The organism is Bacteroides sp. HPS0048 (assembly GCF_964240755.1).
GTDB lineage: Bacteria > Bacteroidota > Bacteroidia > Bacteroidales > Bacteroidaceae > Bacteroides > Bacteroides nordii.
In genome coordinates, this window is the sequence record NZ_CAXSVC010000004.1 from 12,012 (window position 1) to 38,700 (window position 26,689).

The window sequence follows — 26,689 nt, forward strand, 5'->3', positions numbered from 1 at the left end:
TTATTAGTTGCCTCAAATACCCTACAAATATAGGCGAATTTTTCTGTATGGGGAAATAATAAATGCTAATTCGCCCCTAAGAAGTTGCTACAACATCGTAGGGGCGAACTATTGGTGATTTCAATGTTTTATCTCTGACCGCCGTTTATTTCAGACGGAACACAACTGGTACGGTATATTTTACACGTACCGGTTCACCTTTTTGTGTCCCCGGTTTCCATTTCGGCATTCCATTGATCACACGCAAGGCCTCTGCATCCAATTCAGGATCAACACTGCGAAGTACTTTTGCATTGTCAATACTTCCATCCGTATTAACAATGAACTGTACGATAACACGACCTTGTGTTCCTTTGGTTTCAGCTCCTTTCGGATACTGGAGATTTGCAGCCAGATAGTCCATCAGTGCCTTATTGCCTCCTTTGAATTCCGGCATTTCTTCTACCATATCGAAAACAGCATTGGCGATGTCCACTGTATCCGGTTTGACTTCTGTCGGGACGTATTTTACTTCCGCTTTTTCTTCTGTTGATTCTTCTTTGCCTGTGTTTGTACAGTTACTGAATAGAATCAACAAAGCGGTTACAGGAATAAACATGAGGTATTTGCTTCTCATGATGTTACGGGTTCTTTTTCTGTTTAACATTTTAATTCGGTTCTTTAAAGGTAATACACTAAAGTTATTATATAAATTTGCTGCAGCCGGTTGGTTTTGCTTGAGTCCTAAGAGATGATACTGATACGTTTTTCTGTCGTAACCACTTGTTACTACTTTCCTGTCGGCAAGATACTCATGATTAATACGCATTTCGCTTCGCATGAGCCAGGCAAAAGGATTGAACCAGCAAAGAATGATTACGAGCTGTGCCAATAATATATCCGCCGAGTGAAGTTCGCGTACATGCGTCTGTTCATGTACCAATATCTCTTTTGTCTCTTTTTCATTATACATACCCGGATACACACAAATCCACTTAAAGAAAGAATAAGGCTCTTGCTTTTCTTTGGGCTGGCATATACGGATTCCATCAATATATACTTTTTTACTATGATGAAGCATGATACAGGTTTTGCTGATTTCCAGCAATGTACGGGTTAATAAGATAATCGCTCCTGCTATGTAAAGCCCTGTAAGAACTATTGTAACCAATGGAAAAGATGATGCATTATCAGCTGTTCCACTTACGATTGTTATTTCGGGCAATACCTTTTGATATAGGGTGTTTACTACACCGGTTACATTATTGTCTGCTATCATCCAGGCAGAAAGATCAAACAAAGGATATGTGAATGCGATGATATAGATTAAAATCAACATCAGTCTGCGTAATCCAAAGAAGGTATCTTTACTAAACAATAATTTATAAAAGAAGTACAGCACAACTAATGCTATATTTACCTTCATGAAGTATAGAATAAAAAGTGTCATATCTCTGGTTGTTTTTAAGATTCTTCGTCTTCAATGATATTAATAAGTTCTTTCAGTTCCTTTTTGCTGATTTTACGATCTCTCACAAAAAATGAAACCATTTCTTTATAGGATCCGGTAAAGTAATTACTTACCACTCCACTAAGGAAATAACGTTTGTAATCACTCTCTTTAATTATGGGATGATACTGAATAGAGTTGCCCAGTTTGAAAGGAGACAGATATTGTTTCTTCTCTAAATTACGTACTACAGATGCCACACTGGTATAAGGAGGCTTTGGTGCAGGCATTTGATTCAGCACATCTCTTATAAAACTTGGCCCTATCTTCCAAAAGTAAAGCATTACTTCTTCTTCTTGCTGTGTAAGTCTTTCCATTCTATTTTTATTTATTACTGATAACCAGTCTACTATTTTTAAGCAAATCTACGATAATTAAGTAGATAGTATATATTTATTGGCATAAATAATGTTAATCATAAGAAAATAGATGTAGAAAAAGAATCGTGAGAAAGTGGTATATTGGAAATATCTTTATAGCTTTGCCGTAAATATCAGGTTTATATGACTCTATTAAGCAAAAATAAAATAAAGTACATTCGCTCATTGGAGCTAAAAAAGATACGTAAAGAAGAAAAAGTCTTTCTGGCTGAAGGTCCGAAACTGGTAGGTGACTTACTTGGACACCTATCCTGTAGCTTTCTGGCTGCTACTTCTTCCTGGTTACAAGAACATACATCTGTTCAGGCAGATGAAATAGCAGAAGTTACTCAAGATGAACTATCACGTGCCAGTTTGTTGAAGACTCCTCAACAGGTACTCGCTGTATTCAGGCAACCGGAATATATTTTAAATACTTCTATTCTTCGTAATTCACTCTGCCTTGCTCTGGATGATGTACAGGATCCGGGAAACTTAGGTACAATTATTCGTCTTGCCGATTGGTTTGGCATAGAGCATATCATTTGTTCATCTAATACGGTGGATGTTTATAACCCTAAGACGGTACAAGCTACTATGGGCGGTATAGCTCGTGTAAAAACATATTATACTCCTCTGCCCGACCTTATTCGTTCTCTTGGTGATATTCCGGTTTACGGAACATTTCTGGATGGGAAGAATATATACGGCCAACCTCTATCCCGTAATGGATTGATTGTGATGGGAAATGAAGGAAATGGAATTAGTAAAGAGGTGGAAGCACTAATCAATCAGAAACTATATATTCCTAATTATCCTCAGGAGAGAGAAACTTCCGAATCGCTCAATGTAGCTATTGCTACAGCAATTGTCTGCGCCGAGTTTCGGCGACAGGCTGCATCATTGTAAAATCAAAAGGAAATAAAAGATAAGCACAGAATTTATCTTTCACCTGGGTTAGCTCTATGACGCCCGGTAACCATTCTACCGATTCTATTTCTTCGGTAAGGGGGAAGAATCTCACAACGTATTCTCCCTCCATTTCTACTACCTGTTGTTTGAGAAAACCGGTATCCGGCGCATACAAATAATGAGAAGCAAAGCGTTTCATCTCCTTAGTTCTGAAATTTACTGTGAACGGCGACGTTGATTCATCTGCCGTTCTTGTCTTATCTCACGTTTCTCCATTTGTATGTGCTTCTCTACTTCGAGTTGTTCCGGTTTCACTTCACGTTGCAGATTGCTGCGACGGCGATTCATCTCTTCCGGAGTTAATCTTGGCTGAGGTTGCTGATCTGCTTTCTCTATTGTATCAGCTGTTTTTTTCGAAACTACCTCTTTCACTACATCCTGCTTAAGAGAATCTGTTTTTAAAGAATCATTCAAAACCGGCAGTGTATCATTGGAGTGATAACGCATGAGTGTGATATCATCAGTCAATAAGGTATGCGGTGTTTTTTTCCTTGGATAATAGATAAATCCTTTCACTTCCTTGATAGCTCCCAACGTATCCGATTGCAGGCGGATACGCTGTATCCCCGACTCTGTCACTCGTTTGGTTTCACTTATAATACTGTCATTTTCAAATTGAATCTGCATACCCATTAATGCGTACAGAGTCGTATCCGGCTTAACACGTTCAAGGAAATGATAACGAACTTCCCATACCAATGTATCACGTTTCTTGAAATTAGAATCCGAAGGCAGGACAAACGTCAGTTTATTATCTATTGGCATTCCCGTTAAGCGTCTCATACGTTGCCATGCCCATACATCAATACTGTCACCAGGAGTAGATGTCATCGGCTTTTTGTCGCGTATGGCAATTAAGTGATTGATCGAATTTTGTTGTGCTTTTAACCTTTTACTAACTCTTTCATAGACTTTGGCCAGTACTTCCGTGTTACGAGTATACCATACCATAGACGAATCGAAAACAGCTTCCGTTGTACCATATTTGCTGAATACAGCATTTGTATACAATACTTTTTTATAGCTCTCATTGTATGGCAGATTATCACTCATCGCTTTCGCTATATGATAATCATATAACAGGTTTTCCATTGTTGTTTCCGGAAGGACTCCATCGGGTCTTTTAACCTTACAACCAACAACAAATACCACTAACAGGCACATAATATACAACCGGCACCGGAAATCTCTTTTCATTTTCTGTCTTAGTCCTTTTTTTCGTGTGAGTGATAAGACTCATTCAGATATTTACTATAAAAAAGAAGCAATGCGATGATACCACAACTGATAGCGGCATCAGCGAAGTTAAAGATGGGACTAAAGAATATAAAATGCTCTCCCCCAACAAACGGTATCCATGTAGGCCAGGTAGTATCAATAATCGGGAAATAAAACATATCTACTACCTTACCATAAAACCAAGTGGAGTATCCTCCCCCTTCGGGCATAAAACTGGCAATTTGTGAATGTGTACTCTCGTTAAACAGTACTCCATAAAATACGCTATCAATGATATTTCCCAATGCTCCGGTAAGAATCAAAGAAACACAAACAATGTATCCTGTCTTAAATCCTCTCTTTACAATCTTATACAGATACCATCCTATCAATGCTACGGCAATAATGCGGAAAGTAGTAAGGAATAATTTTCCGAAAATCTCCATACCAAATGCCATACCATTGTTTTCCGTAAAATAGATATAGAACCAGTTGGTAATCCGGATACTTTCGTGCCAATACATGTGGGTTTTAATCCAGATTTTAATAATCTGGTCTATAATCAGCACCGAGAAGATGACGAGTAGGGCTATTTGTCCTTTCGTGAGTAGTTTTTTCATTTTGTTGAATACAAGTTATATAAGCTACGAGCTATAAGTTACAGATTACAAGTACTTGCCAATAGCACACAGTACATGTTATTTGTAGCTTATAGCTCGTCACTATTTTTATTTCTTGCCACTATTCTTTGCTTCAATGCTGAGTGTAGCGTGAGGTACAGCACGTAGACGTTCTGCAGGGATCAGCTTTCCTGTTTCACGGCAAATACCATACGTTTTGTTTTCAATACGTACAAGAGCGGCCTGCAATCCTTGAATAAACTTCAACTGACGTTGTGCCAGGCGAGTCGTTTCTTCTTTTGACAGTGTGTTAGCTCCTTCTTCCAGTACTTTGTATGTGGGTGATGTATCGTCAGTATCGTTTCCATCAAGACCCATCAGACTGAGTTTCAACTGATCGTAATCACGTTGTGCCAACTCCAGTTTCTCCATTATAATGGCACGGAACTCCTCAAGTTCCGCATCCGAATATCTTGTCTTTTCTGCCATAATTTTTACTTTTTAGAGGTTATTGGTATTAGAATTATTCTTTTACTACATTGACAAATAAAGAAAAATCGTCGAAATTAAGCTCCGTAGCGTCTTTTACCTCATCTGCCAAAGTCAGGGATGTACCCAAAACTTGGTTACAAATATAATTATTATATTCTGTTACCGCATCATCTGTTTGTGGATTTTTAGAGATTGTTATCCGAATCTTGTCAGTTATTTCAAATCCACTTGATTTACGAATATTCTGGATACGATTCACTAATTCACGGGCAATACCTTCACGGCGAAGTTCTTCAGTAACGGTAACTTCAAGGGCAACTGTCAGTTTACCTTCATTTGCAACCAGCCATCCCGGTATATCTTCACTGATGATTTCTACATCTGCCGTTTCTATCACAGCTTCTGTTTCATCCAGATTCAGTGTATATTTACCGTTCTTTTCCAGTTCGGCGATAGCCTCTTGTGACATTTCTGCAACAGCAGCGGCTACGGCCTTCATCTGCTTTCCAAACTTCGGACCGAGTTTTTTGAAATCACATTTCACTTTTTTCACCAATACACCGGCAGCACCATCTACAAACTTGATATCCTTTACATTCACCTCATTCATAATCAATGCTTTCACTGCTTCGATGTGAGCCTTCTGCTCTTCGTCTATTACAGGAACCATAATACATTGCAACGGCTGGCGAACTTTAATGTTTACCTTACGACGTAATGCCAATACCATAGAAGTGACGTCTTGTGCCATTTGCATACGTGCCTCCAACCCTTTGTCTATCATTTCCTCATTGTACTCAGGGAATTTAGCAAGGTGAATAGATACGACATTGTCACGTCCGGTAGCAACAATCAAGTCGCTATATAAACGATCTGCATAGAACGGGGCAATCGGTGCCATTAGTTTGGCTACTGTTTCAAGACATGTGTACAGCGTTTGATAAGCAGACAATTTATCTTGTGTGAACTCACCTCCCCAGAAACGTTTACGGTTCAAACGAACATACCAGTTAGACAGATTATCGTTCACAAAATCTGAGATCAGTCGTCCTGCTTTGGTTGGTTCGTAATCATTGTAACAAGTGTCCACTTCTTTGATCAGTGTATTCAGTACAGAAAGTATCCAGCGATCTATTTCCGGACGTTCTTCCATAGGCACATCCGCTTCCTTGTATTCAAATCCATCTACATTGGCGTAAAGCGCAAAGAATGAATATGTATTATATAATGTACCGAAGAATTTACGACGAACTTCTTCGATACCATCTATATCAAACTTCAGGTTATCCCATGGCGAAGAGTTCGTTATCATATACCAACGCAACGGGTCGGAACCGTATTTTTCGATTGTAGAGAACGGATCAACAGCATTGCCCAGGCGCTTGGACATTTTATTCCCATTCTTATCCAGTACCAGGCCATTAGAGATAACAGCTTTATAAGATATGGTGTCGAATACCATTGTTGCAATAGCATGCAGTGTAAAGAACCATCCGCGTGTCTGGTCCACACCTTCTGCGATAAAGTCTGCCGGGTATACCTCATGGCTGTCCAGCAATTCTTTATTTTCAAAAGGATAGTGAATCTGTGCATAGGGCATAGCGCCTGAATCAAACCATACGTCGATAAGGTCTGTCTCACGTTTCATAGGCTTTCCGTCTTCGGATACCAGGATGATATCATCCACATACGGACGGTGCAAATCTATTCTATCGTAATTATCATCTGTATATTGTCCCGGAACGAACCCTTTCTCTTTATAAGGATTAGATTTCATAAATCCGGCAGCTACCGATTTCTCTATTTCGTTGTATAACTCCTCTACAGATTCGATACATATTTCACTACTGTTATCTTCCGTACGCCAGATGGGTAGCGGGGTACCCCAATAACGAGAACGGCTCAGGTTCCAGTCATTCAAATTTTCCAGCCATTTGCCAAAACGTCCTGTTCCGGTAGATTCCGGTTTCCAGTTGATTGTTTTGTTTAGCTCTATCATACGGTCTTTGCAGGCAGTAGAACGAATAAACCAACTATCCAACGGGTAGTACAATACCGGTTTGTCCGTACGCCAGCAGTGCGGATAGTTGTGCACATGCTTTTCTATTTTGAATGCCAGGTTGTTGGCTTTCATCATCATGCAAATACTCACATCCAATGACTCATCCTGATCAGTAAGATTCGGATCATAGGCATTCTTTACGAAACGCCCTGCATATTCTTTATATAGTTCTACGTTAACCCGCTCTTTTACAAACGTTTCGTCCAGTTCATTTAAAGTATAGAATTTACCGGTAAGATCTACCATAGGGCGGAGCTCACCTTTCTTATTGATTAACTGCAAAGGAGGAACGCCGGCTGCTTTTGCTACCTGAGCATCGTCTGCACCAAATGTCGGAGCAATATGTACGATACCTGTACCATCCTCAGTGGTTACATAATCACCCAAGATGACGCGGAATGCACCCTCGCCTGGGTTAACCCATGGGATCAGTTGCTCATATTCCATACCTACAAGGTCAGTGCCTTTATATTCGGCTATCACTTTGAATGGAACCAACTTGTCACCAGGCTTATAGTCTTCAAGCTTCAGTTCGGCAGCTTTTGGGTTGAAGTGAGCATTCAGTAATTGCTTTGCTAATATCACTGTGATTGGCTGGCCGGTATATGCATTGTATGATTGTACAGCTACATAATCTATTTTGGGACCTACGCAAAGCGCAGTATTTGAAGGCAGAGTCCATGGCGTAGTAGTCCATGCAAGGAAGAAAGGAGTCCCCCACTCTGTCATTTCTGGTTTAGGGTTCTTCATCTTGAACTGTGCTACTACAGTTGTATCTTTCACATCGCGATAGCAACCCGGTTGGTTTAACTCGTGTGAGCTCAATCCTGTTCCGGCAGCTGGAGAATAGGGCTGAATAGTGTATCCTTTGTAAAGTAATCCTTTTTTATATAACTGTTTTAATAGCCACCACAAGGTTTCGATATAACGATTGTCATACGTGATATACGGATGTTGCATATCCACCCAATATCCCATTTTATGAGTCAGATCTTCCCATTCTTTGGTGAACTTCATCACATCTTTACGGCAAGCTGCATTATATTCGGCCACAGAAATAGTCTTACCGATATCCTCTTTTGTGATACCCATCGCTTTTTCCACCCCTAACTCTACAGGCAATCCATGTGTATCCCAACCGGCTTTACGTTTTACCTGATAGCCTTTCATCGTTTTGTATCGGCAGAAAATATCCTTGATAGAGCGAGCCATCACATGGTGAATGCCCGGCATTCCATTAGCTGAGGGAGGTCCTTCGTAAAATACAAACGAAGGGCAGCCTTCACGTTCTGTCATACTCTTGGCGAAAACCTGGTTTTCGTCCCATTTTTTCAATACGTCCTTATTTACCTGTGAAAGGTCGAACTGCGAATATTCGGCGAACTTCTTGCTCATGACTATAGATACGATTTTACTATTTACAATTACAGTTGGAGGTACCCTCCTTATTTTAAGGGTGCAAATGTACAAAAACATTCGTTTGCATACAAGAAAAGGCTTTTTAATTTCAATTTGGTAGAAATAGCCCTCTTGTGAAAAGACTCTAAAAAGCAGTAACCGGATAGAAACAAATTACGTTAAACCTTGTTGTAGTGGGAAATTTTAAAACTATATAGGATTATGAATTACGGTATAAGCGTATTATTCAGGGCTATTCCGTTGGCGATGGCTTTGTTGTGTTTCGGTTACGGGACATTTATCTATGTATTGGGGGACGATCCTAACCGTTTGGTAGCAGGCCCCGTTGTATTTTCATTGGGTATGATTTGCATTGCACTCTTTGCCACGGCTGCTACTATCATACGCCAGATAATTCATACATATGGACGAAATTCTCAATATGCTTTGCCTGTCATCGCCTATTTGGCTGCCGTAATTACAATCATTGGTGGTATTGTTCTCTTTACTTCTTCTGATGACTCCCATTCATTCGTCGCCGGGCATGTAGTGACCGGAGTAGGGTTAATTACAATTTGTGTGGCAACTGCTGCCACCTCTTCTACCCGTTTTTCTTTGATTCCCACCAATGCTAAAGATACAGGACATAATATTCCTCAGAAAGCTTTTACAGCCGGACAAGAACGTATTTTAAAAGGAATAGCTATTATGGCATCTGGTGTTGCCTGGATATGGGCTTTCTTTCTGTTGGGGCAAAGTGAAATACATCCCGCTTACTTCGTGGTTGGACATGTAATGGTGGGGCTTGCTTGTATTTGTACCAGTCTGATTGCTTTGGTAGCAACCATTGCCCGTCAGGTAAGGAATGTATATTCGGCTACAGAGCGTAACCGATGGCCCAAACTGGTACTGTTAATGGGGACTATTTCTTTTGTTTGGGGAGTATTTGTTATTTTTGCTGATTCGAGTACTACAAACGGAGTAATTGGTTATATAATGATTGGATTAGGATTGGTTTGCTACAGCATTTCCAGCAAAGTAATTTTGTTGGCCAAAGTTTGGCGGCATGAGTTTGCTTTATCCAGTCGCATTCCAATTATCCCTGTCCTGACAGCATTATCATGTTTGTTTTTAGCAGCGTTTACCTTTGAATTAGGAACCATTCACGAAGATTATTTCATTCCTGCCCGTGTCTTGACAGGTTTGGGAGCTATTTGTTTTACTCTTTTTTCTATCGTCAGTATTCTGGAAAGTGGTACATCCTCCAAATAACGAAAAACATCATTTGTCTATTAATAATGCCGACAATCGAAGACTTTTCTTTGATTGCCGGCTTTTTATAGTAGTTGGCTATTGAGTTCAAAGCTACATGGATATGAGCAAAACTCACCACAGAGTAGCACAGAGTACTATTTATCTGATGAAATGCGGATTAATACATAAACACAGATTAAAAAATTGTATTTCTTTATCTTAGATTTGTTCCCCTTTGCGAAATTCTGCGTTTCAATAAAGATTTAAACTCTGTGGAACTCCGTGTTACTCTGTGGTGAAATACACTCAAAACCGTACAGTGACGAAGATTATGATCCTATCTTTTCGATGGAGGAAGTATCCGTAGACGGCATTGTTACCGTTGTCCGGTGTTGTACTTTGTCTTTCTCAGAAAGGAACGTTCCTTTCCCCGGTGTGCAGTCTTGTTTTAGATGTACATGTAAAGCAGTACGACATGTGCATGTGGGACAGCACGACATGTGCATCTCATGCTGCTTTACATGTACATCTAAAATAAGACTACACACCGAGGCTTCATACGTTACTCTACGAGATAGCGCTTTATCAATACCAGAGAAAGAGACTGATAGCAATGACAAACGCCATTAAGCTCAAAACAGAATAAAAATGAGCAAAACTCACCGCAGAGTACTATTTATCTGATGAAACGCGGATTAACACAGATAAACACCGATTAAAAGGCTGTATTTCTTTATCTTAGATTTCTTCCCCTTTGCGAAAATCTGCGTTCATCTACGTTTCAATAAAGATTTAAACTCTGTGGAACTCCGTGTTACTCTGTGGTGAAATACACTCAAAACCATACAAAACTAGCCCTTAATTGATTTCAACAACTGATTCGTATTATTTATAAATCCGGAACCGTTTTCTTTTGTATCTCTTTTGATTTACCTATTAAATTTAATCCATAATTGTACTTAATACAAATTAGTTGTTACTTTATACGTTTATATGCATAATTTTAATTAGCTTTGTGGCGTTAAACGAAAACCATCATGCACAAGCAATCATTATTAGCAACATTTTACTTTACCTTGGCAGTATTGTTGCAAGCAACGATAGGTAATTTCCCGCTTTCTTTAGCATTTCCTTTTAATATGATTTGGATTATGGCGTGGGGGTATTTGTTGCAGCATTTGTACAAAGAAGGCAGTAGGCCAATATTATCCCGTCTTTTTATTAGCATCACACACAAGAATACTTTCTATTTCAATATTAATTGGAGGCAGTCCGATAATAGGTTCATTTCCCCAGCTATCTGATGTAGATGTTGCTTTTATGTCCGGAGATTTATACAATCACAATAACTAACTAAAAAGAATGCACAATGAAAAAGAGCACAAAACTAATTATCGTATCACTGGTAGTAGTCGGGTTTCTGACTGTCACCTATTGCGTAGTAAACAGAGCTCCGTCGCAGGAGCTTACTGCTGATGTACAAATGCAGGAGATTATTACCTCCGGTGGTTGTTTACGCTGTCACTCTTCCAATCCCGACCTTCCTTTTTATGCGAACTGGCCTGTTGCCAATGGTATGATTATGAAAGATGTCACTGCCGGTTATCGCACTTTTGACATGACAGAAATGGCCGAAGCCTTAAAAGCTGGTAAATCTGTTGGTAAAGTAGCTTTAGCAAAGGTAGAGAAGGTAATGATGGATGGCAGAATGCCTTTGCATCAATATTATATGGTGCATTGGGGATCTACTACTACCGATGCGAAAAAAGAGATGGCACTTGCCTGGGTAAAACAACACCGTTTGGCATATTACGCTAATGGACTTGCTGCTGCTGAATTTGCCAATGAACCCATACGTCCCATTGCAGATTCACTGCCGGTAGATATGCACAAAGTTGTTTTAGGAGATATGCTGTATCATGATACCCGTCTTTCGGCAGACAATAGTATCTCCTGCGCTTCTTGTCATGGATTGAACACCGGCGGTGTAGATAACAAACGCTATTCTGAAGGGGTTGGCGGGCAATTTGGAGGTGTAAATGCACCTACCGTTTATAATGCAGCTTATAACTTCGTCCAGTTTTGGGATGGACGTGCTAATACACTGGCTGAACAAGCAGCCGGCCCTCCTTTAAATCCGGTAGAGATGGCTTGTCATTCTTTTGACGAAATTATAGCTAAGTTGCAGCAAGATGTTAACTTCACAAAAGCTTTTACAGAAGTGTATCCGGAAGGTTATTCGGAAAAAAGTATAACCAATGCTATCGAAGAGTTTGAGAAGACACTGCTTACTCCCAACTCTCGTTTCGACCGTTATCTGAAGGGTGAGAAGAGTGCAATCAATGATACAGAACTGACTGGATATGAGCTTTTCAAAAAATATGACTGTGCAACATGCCATGTTGGTGAAACGCTTGGCGGACAATCTTATGAGCTAATGGGAGTGAAAAGAGATTATTTCGCTGATCGCGGTTCGGAAATGACTGAAGAGGACAACGGACGTTTCAAACAGACTAAAACAGATCGTGACAAACACCGCTTTAAAGTTCCCGGTTTGAGAAATATTGCCTTAACAGCTCCTTATTTCCACGATGGAAGTATAAAAACAATGAAAGATGCTGTTGATTATATGGCAAAATATCAAGTAGATGCTATCTTATCTAATGAAGAGTTAGGCGAGATTGTAGCCTTTCTGGAAACTCTTACAGGAGAATATAAGGGTAAACCTTTGACTAATGATAATAGTAAGGAACTATAGATTCCGGACTCTTAAAAATAATAAGGGGATGTATTGTCAACAATACATCCCCTTACTTATTACTTCTATATGAATGGATTAGTTACGAGGCAAAGCTTCTTTTACTACCATTGCACGACCTTCATATTCAGCACCGTTCAGTTCTGAAATTACATGCTTAGCTTCATCGTCGTTAGGCATTTCTACAAATGCGAATCCTTTAGATTTACGAGTGTCACGGTCGATGATCAGTTTTACTGAATCTACTGTTCCATACTCTTCCATTACCTGTCTCAGATCTGCTTCCTTAACACGATAGCTAAGGTTTCCAATGTACATGTTCATAAAATACAAAAAATAAAAATTGATAAATAAATTTAGAAACAAGAGAGGTTTGAAATTAAATCCGGATTCAACTGATTAGGTAGAAAATAGAGTATAATAAAACGATCCATTGTTTTCAGCGCAAATAACGTCATAATATTTGGAATATCAACTATAAAAGGGCATTTATTTTTTAATAAACACCCTTTTTCATATTTTAGTATCTCTTTTTATTAATGCTTGCTCAGGTAGTCAGCCACTCCGTTTTCGGTTGCACTCATAGCATCCTTGCCTTTAGACCAGTTAGCCGGACAAACTTCACCGTATTCTTCAAAATGCTGCAACGCATCTACCATACGTAATACTTCATCTACATTGCGTCCTAATGGGAGGTCATTGATAACACAATGACGAACAATACCTTCTTTGTCAATTAAAAACAATCCACGGAAAGCTACCGGAGCCCCATCACATACCCAATTGCCATTTTCATCGGGAGCATAACTTCCAGCCAGTACTCCATAGCTCTCAGAGATTGATTTAGAGAAATCGGATACAATAGGATATTTCACCCCCTGAATACCTCCTTCATTCTTCGGCATTTGCAGCCAGGAGTAATGTGAGTATTCGGAGTCCACTGAGCAACCTACCAAGGCAACATTCCGTTTTTCAAATTCGGCAAATTTTTCCTGGAAAGCATGCAGTTCGGTAGGACATACAAATGTAAAATCCATCGGATAGAAGAAAAATACTACATACTTTTTACCCTTATATCGGTCCAGTGAGAAATTCGGAACGATTTCATGCCCATTGATTACTGCCGTGGCATTGAATTTCGGCGCTTGTTTTCCAATTAATGATCTCATAATTATCTTCTGTTTTAGATGTTATTTAATGATTACCGGAAAAACAAAGTACACCGGTCTTTGTTCGTAAAACAAAGATTAACGATACATAATATTTCTCTATTTCGTATGAAAACACATTCGTAAACTATTGAATATCAACGATTATAAAAGTACGTACTTTATACATATAAACTATGCATTTTAAGTATGTGTTAATAACCTAATTAACGCATATTTAAAATGCATAGTCTATATATGAAAGAACCTATATATTAAATTCCTTTTTTTCTATCTTTCCAAAGTTTACTCATATCTTCCAGAGTTTTACCTTTCGTCTCCGGTACCCAGCGTCCTACAAAGATAGCGGCAATTACGCAAATAATTCCGTAAAGGCTGTATGCAAACATCGGACTGAAATCGTAGAGTGCAGGGAAGGTAGAGGATATAATATAGTTGAATATCCATTGGAATGCCACTGCAATGGCAACTGCTTTGCCACGGATCGTATTCGGAAAGATTTCTGAGATTAACACCCAGCAGATAGGTCCCCATGACATCATAAAGAAGGCAGCGTAAACGATAACGGATACTACCGGGAAAATACCTTTAATAGCCATACTATCACACAAAGCCACAGCAAAAGCCCCGAATGCCATACCGATGGAACCAATAATAAGCAGTGGTTTACGGCCAAACTTATCTACAGTAAAGATGGCAACCAATGTGAAGATGATATTTACAATACCCATGATGACCGTTTGCATCATACCCCCACCCTCAGCACCGGCATTTTCAAAAATACGCGGAGCATAGTATAGTACAGCATTAATACCGATAGCCTGTTGGAATACAGAAAGCAGGATACCTATTACGATTACTGCAACACCGTATGTAAATAGTTTTTCTGTCTTCTCCTGGGAAGTGGCTTTGATTTCTGCTAATATTTCTTTTGCTTTCGAAGCACCATTTACTTTCTCCAGAATAGAGTATGCTTTCTGATCCTGATCTATCATCACCAGATAACGCGGAGTTTTGGGAACGAAGAATAGCAGCAGACCGAACATGGCTGCCGGGAATGCCTCAGAACCAAACATGTAACGCCATCCTTCATATACAGTCCACATATCAGACTCGCTACTGACAGAAAGAACACCTGTCATTCCGTCTTTATTGATGATCGGATTCTGATGATCGCCTATAATAAGATAGTTAACGAAATATACCACCAGCATACCGAAGATAATGGCAAACTGGTTACAGGAAACCAATGTTCCGCGAATATTGGATGGAGCTATTTCGGCAATGTACATCGGACATACGGCAGATGCCAGTCCTACTCCGATACCTCCTAAAATACGGTACAGATTGAATGTGATAAGCAGATTCATATCAGCCTTACCATATTCAAAAAACAAAAATTCGGGATAGTAAGAACCTAATGCAGAGAGGAAGAAAAGTACAGCTGCCAGCCGTAATGAGTTACGACGTCCCAGTCGGGAGGCAAAGACTCCGGATAATGCACCCCCCAGCACACAACCTATCAAAGCACTTGAAGAAGTGATGCCGTGCATAACCTTGTCATACTGAAAATCGGTGGCAGTAAGGAAGAAGGCTTCAAGCCCTTTTTCCGCCCCTGAGATCACTGCGGTGTCATAACCAAACAACAATCCGCCCAGAATGGCTACTGATGTTATGGAATATAGGTAGAGTTTGCTACCTTCATTTGTATTATTCATAATAAATAGTGATAAGTGAGTAGTGATTAGTGATAAGTAAGTAGTGATAAGTAAGTGGTGATAAGTGAGTAGCTGCTATGCGCTACATACCGCATGGCACTAATCACTTATCACTAAAAAACTCATCACTATTAACAATACATCGCTACGATTGCTTCATACAATTCTTGCTTGCCGCTGGTTTGTTTGGGTTCACCGTTTGTTTTAGCATATGAAACCAGATCTTCCAGAGACAATTTACCATCTTCAAATTCTTTACCCTTACCGGCGTCAAATGAAGCATAACGATCAGCAAGCATCTTCTTGTATGGAGACTCATTCAGCAGATTGGCTGCACTTTCCAAAGCACGGGCCATGGCATCCATACCGGCAATGTGAGCTATAAAGATGTCTTCCAGGTCGGTAGAGTTGCGACGGGTTTTGGCGTCAAAGTTTGTACCCCCATTACCTAATCCGTCATTACGGATAATCTGCATCATAGCCTGTGTCAGTTCATAGTTGTCGATAGGGAACTGGTCTGTATCCCAACCATTCTGATAGTCACCACGGTTGGCGTCAATAGAACCTAACATACCATTGTCAACTGCTACTGCCAGTTCGTGTTCAAAAGTATGACCTGCCAATGTTGCATGGTTTACTTCGATATTTACTTTAAAGTCTTTATCCAACCCATGAGCTTTCAAGAAGCCGATCACAGTTTCGGTATCTACATCGTATTGATGTTTGGTAGGTTCCATTGGTTTGGGTTCAATCAGGAAAGTACCTTTAAAACCACGTGCACGGGCATAGTCACGGGCTATCATCAGCATCTGAGCGAGATGTTCTTTTTCACGTTTCTGATCCGTATTCAACAGTGACATATAACCTTCGCGTCCACCCCAGAATACATAATTAGAACCACCTAATTCGATCGTTGCATCAATTGCATTCTTAATCTGAACAGCAGCACGAGCCACTACATCAAAATCCGGATTGGTAGCTGCACCATTCATATAACGTGCATGGCCAAATACGTTGGCGGTACCCCACAACAGTTTGATGCCTGTTTCTGCCTGTTTCTGTTTAGCGTAAGCGACAATTTCTTTCAGGTTAGCTTCATATTCTTCAATTGTGTCAGCTTCTGTCACCAAGTCTACATCGTGGAAACAGTAATATTCGATGCCCATTTTTTGCATGAATTCAAAGCCTGCATCCATTTTGTTTTTAGCAGCCTGAACGGGATTATTTTCGCCATTCCATGGGAACTGTTTTGTTCCACCACCAAACTGATCACCACCTTCCGCACAGAGTGTATGCCACCATGCCATGGCAAATTTCAGCCAGTCTTTCATTTTCTTACCATTGATCACCTTTTCAGCATCGTAGTAGCGGAATGCCATTGGGTTCTTACTATCTTTACCTTCAAATTTAATTTTTTCAATTCCGGGGAAATACTCTTTTGTTGCCATAATTTAAATTAATTGATTATGTAACTGATATATACACTGATTATACATCGGCTACAAGGTTTATACTTTGTTTTTTTAGATTATTTATTCATTGATTGTTCCAGACAGAATTTCCATCTTTCATAAGCCTCTGCATACTCTTGTTGTTTGGCAGTATCAGGTTCAATCACTTCCAGTTTATCCAATGTGGCAAATGCTTCATTGTTATCCTTGTAAATACCTGCTCCGATACCGGCTCCTTTGGCTGCCCCTACAGATCCGTCCGTATCATAAAGTTCGATGGTAGCGCCTGTTACACCTGCCAGAGTAGTACGGAAGACGGGGCTTAAAAACATATTGGCCTGTCCTGCATGGATTTTTTGTACCGGGATACCCATTTGTCCCATAATATCAATACCATATTTGAAGGAGAATACTATCCCCTCCTGGGCTGCACGAATGATATGTTGTTTGCCATGTGCATTGAAGTCCAGACCGCGGATGCTGCAACCTATTTCTTTGTTACATAGCATACGTTCGGCACCATTGCCAAAGGGAAGTATACTAAGCCCGGCACTACCAATGGGAGCTGTTGCAGCTAATACATTCATATCATTATATGAAATACCTTCGGGAGCGACATTGCGTTTTACCCACGAATTGAGAATACCGGTTCCGTTGATACAGAGTAATACTCCGAGACGGGTCTGGCTGACACTGTGATTAACGTGTGCAAAGGTATTGACACGTGATTGAGGATCATAGTTTACTTCACCATTTACTCCATATACCACGCCGGATGTTCCCGCTGTAGATGCAATTTCACCCGGATTGAATACATTCAGTGAAAGAGCATTGTTGGGTTGGTCACCTGCCCGATAAGTGATAGGTGTACCTTCTTTCAAGCCCAGTTCGTTCGCAGCAGCTGCACTTACACGTCCTTGTTCTGCAAAAGTCGGTTTAACATCAGCAATCAGCGATTCATCAAAACCGTAATATTTCATCAGGAAATCGGCTAACCGGTTGTTTTTGAAGTCCCAGAATATACCTTCGGAGAGCCCTTCTACGGTTGTACAGATGTCTCCGCTCAATTTCATTGCGATGTAATCACCCGGAAGCATTATTTTATAAATCTGCTCATAGACAGCCGGTTCATTTTCTTTGATCCACGCTAGTTTGGATGCTGTAAAGTTGCCCGGAGAGTTTAATAAGTGAGAAAGGCAAAGTTCTTCTCCGAGGGTTTCAAAGGCTTTCTGTCCATAGGGAACAGCACGCGAATCGCACCAGATAATAGCAGGACGAAGTACTTTCTGGTTCTTGTCTACACATACCAGTCCGTGCATTTGGTAAGAGATGCCAATCGCTTTAATATCAGCAGCGTCTATACCCGATTCTGCCAGGATGGCTTGTGTGGAAAGTTTTAAATTTTCCCACCAGTTCTCCGGATCTTGTTCTGCCCATCCGGAATGAACAGCAATAATAGCAGCTTCTGTTTTTGGAAAAAATGCCGAAGCTATGCACTTGCCTGTTTCAGCGTTTACAAGGCTCGCCTTCACTGACGAACTACCTATGTCATAACCTAATAGATACATGATGTTATTTACGATTTATTCCCTACGGTCATGACCATTATCTGATCTTTAACACATAGGAGCGTTAACGATTTACAATTTACAGTTGGAGAATCTTTTTAATTTATAATTTCCTCCTACCGTCTTATTTTGTTGTATACTTTTTTGTCGAATTTGTAGTAGCGGGCTGCACGGTGGGCAACGCCTTGCTGTTTTTCTTCGAGAGGAACGACATATTCCATTAGGGCTATTTTCTTATGGAAATTGCGCACATCTACCGGTTTGTCGTATACTAATTCAAAGAGTATACGTAGTTGAGAAGCTGTGAATTTTCGTGGTAACAGATCGAAAAGCATTGAGGGATTGAATTCTACCACCTGACGGATATAGGTCAGCGCTTCATTAATGATAAGATTATGGTCAAAAGCCAATACCTTTATATCTTTTAAAGCTACCCAGCATGCCTGATGTTCATCTAAACTCTTATCCAGTGCCCGGTCTATTTTCACCATTGATAAATAGGCAATGGTCACAATGCGTTCTACCCTCGACTGCATGGCACGTTCCAACCAGTGTACATCTTTAGGATTACTTGTTCTGTTTTTAGAGCCAAATGCTTTGAACTGCATCAGATTTACATTTTTGATACCTGTCAGTTCACATAATACACGTTGTGCAGCTTCGTCCAGATCTTCATCCATATAAATCAGACTTCCGGGGAGTTTCATATCATGGTATATTTCACCGTTCTCCTCTCCCATTCGTTTTACTAACAGTACTTTTAATTGTTCGCCATCAAAACCAATCACCACACAGTCCACTGAGATGTGATTGTTTGCCAATGGGGCTTGTTGCTGTATATTTTGCATATCACTTGTTTTTTGAACGATGCAAATATAGAGGCTGTTTTTGTTTTTATAAATAGAAAATCGTATGTTCTAAAACATTGTTTCCCAAAGATATACATATCTTCTATTTTACAGTAACTGCAAATTGTCTTATCATACAATTTACAATATGTATTTTGGGCTTTACAGAAGATTAGTAATTGTATAAAGTACATAAACCACAGATGTCTTTATTTTCAGTTAGTTTCGTCGGTTTATTTCTGTATATGGAAAAAGAGACTTATTGTATTTTATACGATATATCAATTTGTATTTATGGAAAGGACATGAAAGGGATATTATTAGATTGTTAAAAAAAGATAAAAAGAGAAGGCCCCCTGTTTTAATTCCCATACGGGAAGTACTCAATATTAAAATACGGGCATTTCAACTCTTGTGACTTGTTCTGCTTCCGGTACATCCGGATTACTATAGTAATATTCTATGGATGAACCGGAAGCTTTATATCCATTCAATTTTATCCATTCCGTCATCTCATTATAAAGAGCAGCCAGTTCATTATATGATCCTCTATGCAGACAGGAGACTATTTTACGCGCAGGTACTATCACTGATTTTATATCTTCTTTACCTTGCAACCTTCCGGATGATTTAAAGCCAATGATCATTCTGATGTCCTGTTCAGTTAGGCTTTCATAGTGGGGATACTCAACAAAAGGAATATCTGTTGTAACTTCATTTTGCTCTTTAAATAGGGAATCTATTTTAATAAAGTTATCTCCGATCGCTTTAGTCATTCCATTCATATCTGTATGTACTTCGACTATCAATACCGGTTGCTCCGGTTGTTGTAACAACATTATTTCTGAAATCCTTGCCATAATAGTGAATCTTTATTTCTTTGTAATTGGTATATATATGTCTGTTATTAGCTCCGTTTTTGTTGTTGCAGAAGAATGATTCGTGTATATTTCGAAGCTTAAAGTATTCTGAGGACGATATCTGCTTGCGGGGAACCACTCTTCATAAATGATTCGGTAGAACTCATATAGCGAAGAATAGTCTCCGGTGTGTCTGAATATTGCATAACGCCCGCCGGGTATTTCCATTATTCCGGAATTTAAATCTGTTTTTTTATCATTACATAAGGTTATACCTAAATAGAAACGACATTTTTCTTCAGGAGTGATGGATGGATCATCCATGCTTATACTTACAAATTTGCGATCCTTTCCGACTATATTGTATCGTTTAGCATGATGTATAAGTTTATCCCAGATTAGCCTGTACCGAAACTTATCTTTGTAAGCTTCGCCCACTTCGATACAGAATATCTTAATGGGGTTGAGAGTCTTTATTTCAGGAAAGAGCACTGTGTTTTGTTCATTACCTGCCGGCTTATACTTTTCCCTGTATTGGGATGCAGATATACCAAAATGTTTTTTGAATGCCTTGGCAATGCTGAATTTGGTCTGATAAGTCGTATATTCCAGTATTTGATTTATGGTATAGTCTGTTGATATTAACAGATGTGCTATGTGTTCTATACGTAGGCGTTGTATGTAACTTCCGATATTTTCTCCTGTCACTGCCTGAAAAACTCTTCTGAAATGGTATTTGGACAAGCCACTTATCGTACAAAGTGTATCCGCATCCATTCTGTCAAACAGATGATTGTTAATGTGAATGATAACATTCTGAATTGTTTGATGATGGATATTATTTGTTTCCTGCTTTTGCTTCCAGCGGCTCAATGCAGGCAAACGTTTGTTTAAGATTTCCCTTAGTTCTTCCGGAGAATATGCAGTATTTGCATAGCCATTGTACTTATCTGTGTATTTTATCCAGATATCAATCATCTCCTGCATGGATATATCAACGGTATATTTTCCGTCCTTCAGACAATAGTAACAAAACTGATCGCTTCTGGAATTATCAGAATTAGTACCTAACCACTCTTCTACATCAAAGCGGAGTGGCATTCCGCAACTTTGGCAATATCTTTTATTTATAACCATTTATTTTTATCTGTTTGTAGTTGCGCGATTGGGTTTTCGCTTAATCTGCAACAGCCGTTCCATATCACTGAATAAGTTTGTGTTTTTTAATTCAAACATAATCCATTTGCCGTCATGAAAAGTAGTTGCTTCATCATATTTCATTTGTACTTCCCTTGAGAAAAGCGCCCGCTGTGTTTCGAATTTAGCGCGTTCATCTTTACCCAGAATAATCATAAAGCCGAAAGTATATTCCTTAGCATATAGGGCACAAAGGGTTTTACCTCCTCTACGATATTTGTATTCATACGTCCAGGTTTTACCACCATTGTTCCAAAGCCGTTCCATCTCATATTTTTGTTCGATGAGCTGACACAAAGAGGTCCATACATAATAAAGATCCTCTCCTATTAAGTTTTCTATCTTTTCAGAAGTTGGTATTTGAAAAGGGTGTTTCATGACATTCCATTTACGATTGATTCTAAATAGAGCTTATACAGCAAAAGTAGTACGTTTCTTCCATAATCAGTTGTCCTAAATAGGCATCTTTATATTAAAAATCAAAGAAACGAATTTTAAAAGGAAAATTAAAACAATTTCTGACAGGAGTATGAATTTATACTAACTTTGTTCCCTGAAAATATAAAAAACAAGTATGAAACATTATCCGGTGGTTCTTTCCATTGCTGGTTCCGATTGTTCGGGCGGAGCAGGTATACAGGCAGACATCAAGACCATATCTGCTTTAGGAGGGTATGCTGCATCCGCCATCACAGCTGTAACCGTACAAAATACAGTAGGAGTACGCGCTGTACATGTTGTTCCTGCTGAAATTGTCTGCGGACAGATAGAAGCCGTAATGGAAGATTTGCATCCCGATGCTGTTAAGATAGGGATGGTAAGCGAAGAAGAAACAGTAAGGGCTATAGCTGATTGTTTACGTAAATTTCGTCCCGAACATGTGGTATATGATCCGGTGATGGTGTCTACCAGTGGGCGAAAGTTAATGAACGATGCTGCTATTGAAATCATAAAGAAAGAACTTTTTCCACTAACGACTCTCCTTACCCCAAATCTGGACGAAGTAGAAGTTTTAACGGGTAAAAAGATTGTTGTATTGGAAGATATGCAACAAGTTGCCAGGGAGCTTTCAGCTATTTACCGGACTGCCGTATTAATAAAAGGGGGGCATTGGCCGGGAGATGAGATGCAAGATATCTTGTGTGCCGACGGAAACTTATTCATATATAAGGAGAAGAAGATAGTAAGTAAAAATCTACATGGTACGGGATGTACCCTCTCCTCTTCCATTGCTACATACCTGGCATTAGGGTATACCATGAATGAAGCGGTAGGTAAAGCTAAAAACTACTTGAGTAAAGCTATTGACGCAGGTAAAGAGATAGTTGCAGGAAAAGGGAATGGACCGTTGTGCCATTTTTGGAATCCTGAGAAAGCGCAGATAATTGATGATAAGGCAGATAGAATAGAAGGAAAATAGTATCTTCATTGCACAAAATTGCAGATTCTGTGCTGTTGTATGACAAAAATATATAACTTTGCACCCGCAAATTTAAATTTAGAACGAAAATATGAAAGCATTTGTATTTCCTGGTCAAGGTGCCCAGTTTGTGGGTATGGGTAAAGACTTGTATGACAACTCTGCGTTAGCAAAGGAATTGTTCGAAAAAGCAAATGATATCCTTGGATATCGCATTACAGATATTATGTTCAATGGTACTGACGAAGACCTTCGCCAGACAAAGGTGACTCAGCCTGCTGTTTTCCTTCATTCGGTAATCTCAGCTCTTTGCATGGGTGACGATTTTAAGCCGGAAATGACTGCCGGTCATTCATTGGGTGAATTTTCCGCATTGGTTGCTGCCGGTGCACTTTCATTCGAAGATGGTTTGAAACTGGTTTATGCACGTGCTATGGCTATGCAAAAAGCATGTGAGGCGACTCCTTCTACAATGGCTGCTATCATTGCATTGCCTGATGAAAAAGTAGAAGAAATCTGTGCTACAGTTACAGCTGAAGGCGAAGTTTGTGTTCCTGCTAACTATAACTGCCCAGGCCAGATTGTTATTTCAGGTTCCGTGCCGGGTATCGAGAAAGCCTGCGAACTAATGAAAGCTGCCGGAGCAAAACGTGCTCTTCCTTTAAAGGTAGGTGGTGCTTTCCATTCGCCATTGATGGATCCTGCAAAAATAGAATTGGAAGCTGCTATCAATGCAACAGAAGTTCATACCCCAAAATGCCCGGTTTATCAGAATGTAGATGCATTACCTCATACTGATCCTGCTGAGATCAAAAAGAATCTGGTTGCTCAGCTCACTGCTTCTGTACGTTGGACTCAGACTGTGAAAAATATGGTTGCCAATGGTGCTACCGACTTTACAGAGTGTGGTCCGGGTGCAGTGCTTCAAGGATTGATTAAAAAAATTGATTCTACGGTTTCTGCTCATGGGATAGCATAAGATATTTTCCTTTATACAATAAATGAAAAATGAAGAGGATTTCCGTCACAGGAAATTCTCTTTTTTTAGATATACCCGTTTGAAAACCTTTGTTTGAAATGCAATGCAACTCACTTCAAGTAATGTTATTCATTTGCAAAATCAGTGTTAATTTGCGTTTTATTCAATAAAACTCCGTATGCTTTATAGTGAATATGCTCTACTAATAAATGACAATGAACACTTTTAATTTTTAAATTAAGCAACAAAGTATGATTCTCTGATTTATTGTACTATCTTTGTACTCAGAGTTTGAGTTACGAAGTCGTTATCGCATAGTTCTCCTTTTTATGTATTATTAAGCAGGTCTCTCCTTTAATTATCTCCCTCACTCCAGAATTAGTATTTATTTTAATAAAATTTTAAATGAACATTTACATTTCAGGTTTAAGCTTTAGCGCAAATGATGCTGACTTAAATAATTTGTTTGCAGAGTATGGAGAAGTATCTTCAGCTAAAGTAATCTTAGACAGAGAAACAGGAAAGTCAAGAGGATTTGCTTTTGTAGAAATGACAAACGATACAGAAGGTCAGAAAGCGATTGACGAACTTAACGGAGTAGAATACGATCAAAAAGTGATTGCAGTAAGCATTGCACGTCCACGTACAGAAAAAACATCAAACGGAGGAAGAAACTATAATAACTCCAGAAGATATTAATATCCAGATAATGCAAAAACAGAAGATCTTCTTTTGTTTTTGCATTAAAATTATCTCATTTTTACTTATTCAGGGAATATTTATTAATTTTCCGTTCTTCTATATAATATCAGGAATTTCCAATCCTGTACCTTTTCATTGGGTCGATACATGCGTCAACTCTTTAGCATAAAGTATATTCAAGGTTGTTTATCCGGCTTATAGTATAGTACAAAATAAATTTATGGAATCATTTTTTATAGGAAATATTGAAATCAAAATACCTATTGTACAAGGTGGAATGGGTGTTGGAATCTCACTGTCCGGTTTAGCATCAGCAGTGGCAAATGAAGGAGGATTGGGTGTAATTTCGTGTGCCGGTTTAGGATTGCTATATCCTAAAAGAAAAGGAACTTATACTGAAAAATGTATTAGTGGATTGGAAGAGGAAATCAGAAAAGCACGTAAAAAGACGAACGGAATTATTGGAGTGAACGTTATGGTGGCACTTTCCAACTATGCCGACATGATTCGTACGGCAATCAATGAAAAAATTGATGTAATATTTTCGGGTGCAGGACTTCCTCTTGACTTACCTACCTACTTAACACCGGATAGTTCTACTAAATTGGTACCTATCGTATCTTCTTCAAGAGCTGCAAAAATTATTTGTGATAAATGGCTGGCCAATTATAACTATCTGCCCGATGCGATTGTGGTGGAAGGTCCCAAAGCCGGCGGGCATTTAGGATTTAAGAAGGAACAACTACAGGATCAAAGTTATGCTTTAGAATCATTGATTCCGGCAGTGGTAGCGATAGCCAATAGTTACAGTGAAAAGAAGAATATTCCGGTAATTGCTGCCGGTGGAATCTCTACAGGTGAAGATATTGCCCGCTTTATGGAATTGGGAGCTTCGGCTGTACAGATGGGAAGTATTTTTGTGACAACGCAGGAATGTGATGCTTCCCAAACTTTCAAAGAAGTGTACATTCATTCCAAACCAGAAGATGTACTTATCATTGAAAGCCCTGTCGGGATGCCGGGACGAGCCATCAATGGAGAGTTTATCCATAACGTAGAAAGCGGTATGGAAAAACCTAAAAAATGCTCATTCCATTGTATTAAGACATGTGATTATCAAAAAAGTCCATATTGCATAATTAAAGCACTTTATAATGCTGCAAAAGGTAATATGAGAAGAGGATATGCATTTGCCGGCAGTAATGCTTTTCTGGCAGAAAAAATAAGTAGTGTGAAAGAGGTAATGAATAAACTGGAAAGCGAATTCTTCTTAGCAACTCATAAGCTGGTATAATCAGAAAGCTGCAAACGTTGAGATATTTAAGTATTAATCAAAATATAATTTAGATGGCAAAATCCGTAACAGTTGACAAACGTGAGAACGAAAAGAAAAGACTCGCTCGCCGAGCGGAAAAACAAAAAAGAAAAGAAGAAAAAAAACTATCACCCAAAGCGAATAGCCTGGATGATATGATTGCCTATGTTGATGAAAATGGTATGATAACCTCTACACCACCAACAGAGAATATCAAAAAAGAAGAAATAAAGCAGGAGGAAATAGTTATATCTACTCCTAAAAAAGAAAAAGAAGTTCCAACCGTGATGAAAGGACGGGTAGAATTCTTCAACACTTCCAAAGGCTTTGGCTTTATCAAAGACCTTTCGGGAACCGAAAAATACTTCTTTCATGTGAACAATGTAATGGCTGATATTTCAGAGAATGACATTGTGACATTCGACCTCGAACGAGGGATAAAAGGTATGAATGCTGTGAATATTTGCTTCGAGAATGAACAAAAAACAGGAAATTGATAGTACGTCAGACTCTGATTAAAAGTAGATGGAACAAGAATCATTTCTAAAAAATATAAAAACTAAAATAATACAATTTGAATTATGAAAAAAGGTAATATGATACGATCTGAAATGAATTCGTCCAATCAGTTGACAGAGAATGTACTTAAAGAGTATAAAAAGAGCGTAGGTGATGTAGTGCTTGTGGCAATCAGCCCACGAACATCCATTGAACTTCCTGCACACTTATCCCAGGCAGAAAGAGATCTTCGTATAGAGATTTATAAAAAGCTGCATAGTTCAAAAGTATAAAATATTAGTGTAATAAAAGTTTTAAGTAATCAAACTTTTACTTTCGGTG

25 protein-coding genes are annotated in these 26,689 nt (G+C 39.1%); 9 read left to right on the top strand and 16 right to left on the bottom strand.

Features of this window, described 5'->3' with window-relative positions; genetic code table 11:
- Positions 1-145: 145 nt before the first annotated feature.
- Positions 146-1,429, bottom strand: a complete 1,284-nt coding sequence (locus tag ACESQI_RS04230; protein WP_303071576.1) for a M56 family metallopeptidase — start codon at positions 1,427-1,429, stop codon at positions 146-148.
- Positions 1,430-1,443: 14 nt separating this feature from the next.
- Positions 1,444-1,806 carry a BlaI/MecI/CopY family transcriptional regulator gene (locus tag ACESQI_RS04235; protein ID WP_002560272.1) on the bottom strand — a complete coding sequence of 121 codons (363 nt, stop codon included), beginning with the start codon at positions 1,804-1,806 and terminating at the stop codon, positions 1,444-1,446.
- Between the two features lie 186 nt (positions 1,807-1,992).
- Between ACESQI_RS04235 and ACESQI_RS04240 the strand changes: the two genes are divergently transcribed.
- The gene (locus ACESQI_RS04240) at positions 1,993-2,757 is read left to right on the top strand and encodes an RNA methyltransferase (protein WP_320969723.1); all 765 of its coding nucleotides are present in this window, start codon (positions 1,993-1,995) and stop codon (positions 2,755-2,757) included.
- Here ACESQI_RS04240 and ACESQI_RS04245 read toward each other — a convergent pair.
- From ACESQI_RS04245 to ileS, 5 genes are all read right to left on the bottom strand, one after another.
- Positions 2,708-2,959, bottom strand: a complete 252-nt coding sequence (locus tag ACESQI_RS04245; RefSeq protein ID WP_002560274.1) for a hypothetical protein — start codon at positions 2,957-2,959, stop codon at positions 2,708-2,710. The two genes, ACESQI_RS04240 and ACESQI_RS04245, sit on opposite strands and share 50 nt — an antisense overlap.
- A 17-nt stretch (positions 2,960-2,976) precedes the next feature.
- Complete coding sequence (locus ACESQI_RS04250; protein WP_002560275.1) at positions 2,977-4,017, bottom strand: DUF4296 domain-containing protein; 1,041 nt, start codon at positions 4,015-4,017, stop codon at positions 2,977-2,979.
- Positions 4,018-4,025: 8 nt separating this feature from the next.
- Entirely contained in the window at positions 4,026-4,658 is a 633-nt protein-coding gene (locus tag ACESQI_RS04255; RefSeq protein ID WP_221651433.1) for a lipoprotein signal peptidase, read from the bottom strand.
- 108 nt (positions 4,659-4,766) lie between these two features.
- Positions 4,767-5,147 (bottom strand): TraR/DksA C4-type zinc finger protein, encoded by a 381-nt coding sequence (locus ACESQI_RS04260; RefSeq protein WP_002560277.1) that lies wholly within the window; start codon positions 5,145-5,147, stop codon positions 4,767-4,769.
- Between the two features lie 34 nt (positions 5,148-5,181).
- Complete coding sequence (ileS, locus tag ACESQI_RS04265; protein ID WP_373125492.1) at positions 5,182-8,607, bottom strand: isoleucine--tRNA ligase; 3,426 nt, start codon at positions 8,605-8,607, stop codon at positions 5,182-5,184.
- Positions 8,608-8,832: 225 nt separating this feature from the next.
- Between ileS and ACESQI_RS04270 the strand changes: the two genes are divergently transcribed.
- Positions 8,833-9,882, top strand: a complete 1,050-nt coding sequence (locus ACESQI_RS04270) for a DUF2776 domain-containing protein (RefSeq protein WP_007485590.1) — start codon at positions 8,833-8,835, stop codon at positions 9,880-9,882.
- A gap of 1,351 nt (positions 9,883-11,233) precedes the next feature.
- Positions 11,234-12,622 (top strand): cytochrome c peroxidase, encoded by a 1,389-nt coding sequence (locus tag ACESQI_RS04275; RefSeq protein ID WP_256142244.1) that lies wholly within the window; start codon positions 11,234-11,236, stop codon positions 12,620-12,622.
- A 78-nt stretch (positions 12,623-12,700) separates the two neighbouring features.
- Here the strand turns inward: ACESQI_RS04275 and ACESQI_RS04280 are convergent, their stop codons facing one another.
- The 9 genes from ACESQI_RS04280 to ACESQI_RS04320 form a co-directional block, all read right to left on the bottom strand.
- Entirely contained in the window at positions 12,701-12,946 is a 246-nt protein-coding gene (locus ACESQI_RS04280; protein ID WP_002560282.1) for an RNA-binding protein, read from the bottom strand.
- Positions 12,947-13,158: 212 nt separating this feature from the next.
- Positions 13,159-13,791: a peroxiredoxin gene (locus tag ACESQI_RS04285; RefSeq protein WP_002560283.1), complete on the bottom strand. Its 633-nt coding sequence runs from the start codon at positions 13,789-13,791 to the stop codon at positions 13,159-13,161.
- A 254-nt stretch (positions 13,792-14,045) separates the two neighbouring features.
- On the bottom strand, positions 14,046-15,509 hold the full coding sequence (xylE, locus tag ACESQI_RS04290; RefSeq protein ID WP_373125493.1) for a D-xylose transporter XylE: 1,464 nt from the start codon (positions 15,507-15,509) through the stop codon (positions 14,046-14,048).
- A gap of 131 nt (positions 15,510-15,640) precedes the next feature.
- A complete protein-coding gene (gene xylA, locus ACESQI_RS04295; RefSeq protein WP_002560285.1) occupies positions 15,641-16,957 on the bottom strand; it encodes a xylose isomerase in 1,317 nt (438 codons plus the stop codon).
- 80 nt (positions 16,958-17,037) lie between these two features.
- Complete coding sequence (locus ACESQI_RS04300) at positions 17,038-18,528, bottom strand: xylulokinase (protein WP_195659892.1); 1,491 nt, start codon at positions 18,526-18,528, stop codon at positions 17,038-17,040.
- 116 nt (positions 18,529-18,644) lie between these two features.
- Entirely contained in the window at positions 18,645-19,376 is a 732-nt protein-coding gene (locus tag ACESQI_RS04305; protein WP_002560287.1) for an NUDIX domain-containing protein, read from the bottom strand.
- A gap of 389 nt (positions 19,377-19,765) precedes the next feature.
- Positions 19,766-20,236 (bottom strand): GyrI-like domain-containing protein, encoded by a 471-nt coding sequence (locus tag ACESQI_RS04310; protein ID WP_007485585.1) that lies wholly within the window; start codon positions 20,234-20,236, stop codon positions 19,766-19,768.
- A 12-nt stretch (positions 20,237-20,248) separates the two neighbouring features.
- Positions 20,249-21,373 (bottom strand): GyrI-like domain-containing protein, encoded by a 1,125-nt coding sequence (locus ACESQI_RS04315; protein WP_234130120.1) that lies wholly within the window; start codon positions 21,371-21,373, stop codon positions 20,249-20,251.
- A 6-nt stretch (positions 21,374-21,379) separates the two neighbouring features.
- The gene (locus ACESQI_RS04320; RefSeq protein ID WP_007485583.1) at positions 21,380-21,811 is read right to left on the bottom strand and encodes a DUF3788 domain-containing protein; all 432 of its coding nucleotides are present in this window, start codon (positions 21,809-21,811) and stop codon (positions 21,380-21,382) included.
- A gap of 196 nt (positions 21,812-22,007) precedes the next feature.
- On the opposite strand from ACESQI_RS04320, the gene thiD reads away from it, so the two are divergent.
- The 6 genes from thiD to ACESQI_RS04350 all read left to right on the top strand — a co-directional run bounded on the left by thiD (position 22,008) and on the right by ACESQI_RS04350 (position 26,640).
- Positions 22,008-22,853, top strand: a complete 846-nt coding sequence (gene thiD / locus ACESQI_RS04325; RefSeq protein WP_025866385.1) for a bifunctional hydroxymethylpyrimidine kinase/phosphomethylpyrimidine kinase — start codon at positions 22,008-22,010, stop codon at positions 22,851-22,853.
- A gap of 91 nt (positions 22,854-22,944) precedes the next feature.
- Positions 22,945-23,832: an ACP S-malonyltransferase gene (fabD, locus tag ACESQI_RS04330; RefSeq protein ID WP_002560292.1), complete on the top strand. Its 888-nt coding sequence runs from the start codon at positions 22,945-22,947 to the stop codon at positions 23,830-23,832.
- A gap of 405 nt (positions 23,833-24,237) precedes the next feature.
- The gene (locus tag ACESQI_RS04335; RefSeq protein WP_002560293.1) at positions 24,238-24,531 is read left to right on the top strand and encodes an RNA-binding protein; all 294 of its coding nucleotides are present in this window, start codon (positions 24,238-24,240) and stop codon (positions 24,529-24,531) included.
- 223 nt (positions 24,532-24,754) lie between these two features.
- Entirely contained in the window at positions 24,755-25,828 is a 1,074-nt protein-coding gene (locus ACESQI_RS04340) for a nitronate monooxygenase family protein (RefSeq protein ID WP_007485581.1), read from the top strand.
- Positions 25,829-25,881: 53 nt separating this feature from the next.
- Positions 25,882-26,346, top strand: coding sequence for a cold-shock protein (locus ACESQI_RS04345; protein WP_002560295.1), 465 nt, complete (start codon positions 25,882-25,884; stop codon positions 26,344-26,346).
- Between the two features lie 84 nt (positions 26,347-26,430).
- A complete protein-coding gene (locus tag ACESQI_RS04350; RefSeq protein ID WP_025866387.1) occupies positions 26,431-26,640 on the top strand; it encodes a hypothetical protein in 210 nt (69 codons plus the stop codon).
- Positions 26,641-26,689 lie beyond the last annotated feature (49 nt).